The 2,443-nt window shown below is 72.6% G+C and carries 2 protein-coding genes and 2 pseudogenes; 3 read left to right on the top strand and 1 reads right to left on the bottom strand.

Going from position 1 to position 2,443, the window contains the following annotated elements:
* Together PROKR_RS36805 and purN are read left to right on the top strand one after the other, a co-directional pair.
* Positions 1-235: pseudogene (locus tag PROKR_RS36805) on the top strand (DUF6350 family protein); the annotation flags it as partial.
* 10 nt (positions 236-245) lie between these two features.
* Positions 246-890 (top strand): phosphoribosylglycinamide formyltransferase, encoded by a 645-nt coding sequence (gene purN / locus PROKR_RS03590; RefSeq protein WP_036959579.1) that lies wholly within the window; start codon positions 246-248, stop codon positions 888-890.
* Positions 891-991: 101 nt separating this feature from the next.
* Here the strand turns inward: purN and PROKR_RS30485 are convergent, their stop codons facing one another.
* Entirely contained in the window at positions 992-2,053 is a 1,062-nt protein-coding gene (locus tag PROKR_RS30485; protein ID WP_051432635.1) for a type IV toxin-antitoxin system AbiEi family antitoxin domain-containing protein, read from the bottom strand.
* A 209-nt stretch (positions 2,054-2,262) separates the two neighbouring features.
* Between PROKR_RS30485 and PROKR_RS36800 the strand changes: the two are divergent.
* A pseudogene (locus PROKR_RS36800) lies at positions 2,263-2,443 on the top strand (hypothetical protein); the annotation flags it as partial.

The following is a 2,443-nucleotide window of genomic DNA, read 5'->3' as shown; positions in this document are numbered from 1 at the left end:
GGAGCTCGGGTTCGCCGGCTCGCCGGACCGGGAAGGCGATGGTGCGCCCGCGGGCGGGGAGCCGGGCGGCGACCCGGATGCGCGGGGCGCGGAGAACCCGGGCCCGTCCGGCGACTGGGCGAGGACCGACGCGTACGCGGTCTCGGACCCGGAACCTGACCCGGAACCGGACGCCCGGCCGGCGACCGGTCCGGCTGACGACGACGAGACGCCCGAGGCACGCCCGGGAACGTAGGCTGGGGCCCGTGCAGACGCCCTCCGGTCACCCCGTCGAGTCCACCTCCGCCAAGCGCCTGGTGGTGCTCGCCTCGGGCGGCGGCTCCAACCTCGCCGCGCTGCTCGCAGCGCACGACGACGCCGCCTACGGCGCACGCGTGGTCGGCCTCGTCACGGACCGCCCGACGGCAGGCGCGCTCGACCTGGCCCGGGACGCCGGGGTCGCCTCCGCCGTCGTCGCGCTCAAGGACTTCGACGACCGCGCGGCCTGGAACGACGGCGTGCTCGAGGCGATCTCGGTGTTCCGGCCCGACTACGTGATCCTCGCGGGCTTCATGCGGATCCTGGCGCCCGGCGTCGTCCGCAAGTTCGAGGGGCGGATGATCAACACGCACCCGGCCCTGCTGCCCGCCTTCCCGGGCGCGCACGGCGTGCGCGACGCGCTCGCCCACGGCGTCAAGGTCACCGGCTGCACGGTGCACGTGGTCGACGACGGGGTGGACACCGGCCCGATCCTCGCCCAGACGGCCGTCCCGGTGCTCGACACCGACGACGAGCCCACGCTGACCGAGCGCATCAAGGTCGCCGAGCGCGCGCTGCTGGTCGAGACGGTCGGCCGCCTGTCCCGCGAGGGCCTCCACGTCACGGGCCGCAGGGCGTCGATCGGCCGCTGACCTGGTTGGCTCGTCCGTCGTCCGTCGTCCGTCGTCCGTCCCGACCCCTTTCCTTTGAGGCCTAAGTTTCTTCGTTTTGAGTCGCCTCAAAGCGAAGAAACTTAGGCCTCAAAGGGGACCGGCAAAACGGCCGTAACGGCCGCACCGGTCGAAACGACCGACGGGCCGAGGACCGCCGGCTGGCCGACGTCGTCGTAGCAGCCGGGCGCCCAGCCGGCTTCCCGCAGCAACGGCTCCAGGGTCTCGACCAGTCGGCCCCGGAGGTCCTTCGCGGTGAAGCGCAGCAGGCGCGAGCCGCCAGCCGAGGCCAGCGCGTTCTGCCGCGTGCGGTCGCGGAACACCGCGGCCGGCGCGGTGTGGACCGAGGCGCCGTCGATCTCGACGAGCAGCCAGGTTCCATCGGGTAGCCGCCAGGCGAGATCGACCCGACCGAGGTGCGCGCCGTCGGGATCGCGGACCACGAGCTGGAGGGTGTCCGGCGGGATCCCGGCGTCGAGGCAGGCCAGCCGTGCGGAGGTCTCGAGCGGTGACTCCGACCGGCCGTCCGGCAGCCGCCACCAGGAATGTGTCGCCTCGACGTCCCGGTGCCCTCGCGCCAGGTCGTGGGCCCGGGCCAGGTCGTCGGCCGTGGCGGACCGCGTGTGCAGCAGGTCGTCCATCACGGCCACGGCGTCGTCCCGGTACATCTGCCCGACGCCGAGGGCGAGGGCGTCCGCGACGCTCGCGATCCGGAAGTCGCCGCCGAACCGCCCGGTCACGATGCCGCCGATCTTGCGGAACGTGATCCCGTCCCGGGCCGGCCGCCACAGCCCGTCGGGCGCGACCACCTCCGAGCGGATGGTGCGCGGCAGCCCCTTGACCTTGTACAGCGCGAGCGCGCACAGGCCGACGGCGGTCGATCCCGGGCCGGCCGCGAGGAGGCCGAGCCACGCGGGACGACGTCGCAGGTGGTCCAGCAGGTCAGCACGCGACCGCTGGTCGGGCGGCACGACGTCGGTGTCGTAGACGCCCTGGGTGACCCGGATCAGCCGGCCCTGCCGGACGAGCCGGTACCGCCACTGGGCGTCGACCCCGATGCCGTCGAGCTGCGCGGCGGAGATCAGCCCCTCCTGCCGGGAGGCGATGACGTCCACCTGTACGGGCAGGACTTTCAGCGGTCGCATGAGCCAATATCAGCATGCAAACAACATCATCGCTGATGTTAAGAGATCGTCCTGTGGACAACCGGTCGCACCCCTTCCTCTTTGAGGCCTAAGTTTCTTCGCTTTGAGGCGAGCCAAAGCGAAGAAACTTAGGCCTCAAAGAGGAAGGGGTGCGACGGCCGGTCTCGGGGCGTCGCTAGGCGGACATTTCACCCGGTACGTTGTGCGGCGTGACTGGGGAGACGACGACGGCGGCGGGTTCGGCTGACCTCGAAGGTCCGGCAACCGTGAACCCGGACCAGCCGACCCCGGACCAGCCGACCCCGGACGGGCCGACGCGGGACCAGCCGACGCCGGACGGGCCGACGCCGGACCAGCCGACGCCGGACCGGCCGACACCGGACCAGCCGA

This window comes from Promicromonospora kroppenstedtii DSM 19349 (genome assembly GCF_000515355.1).
Classification (GTDB): Bacteria; Actinomycetota; Actinomycetes; order Actinomycetales; family Cellulomonadaceae; genus Promicromonospora; species Promicromonospora kroppenstedtii.
The sequence above is the reverse complement of the archived record's forward strand: the minus strand, read 5'-3'. Positions and strand labels throughout refer to the sequence as shown.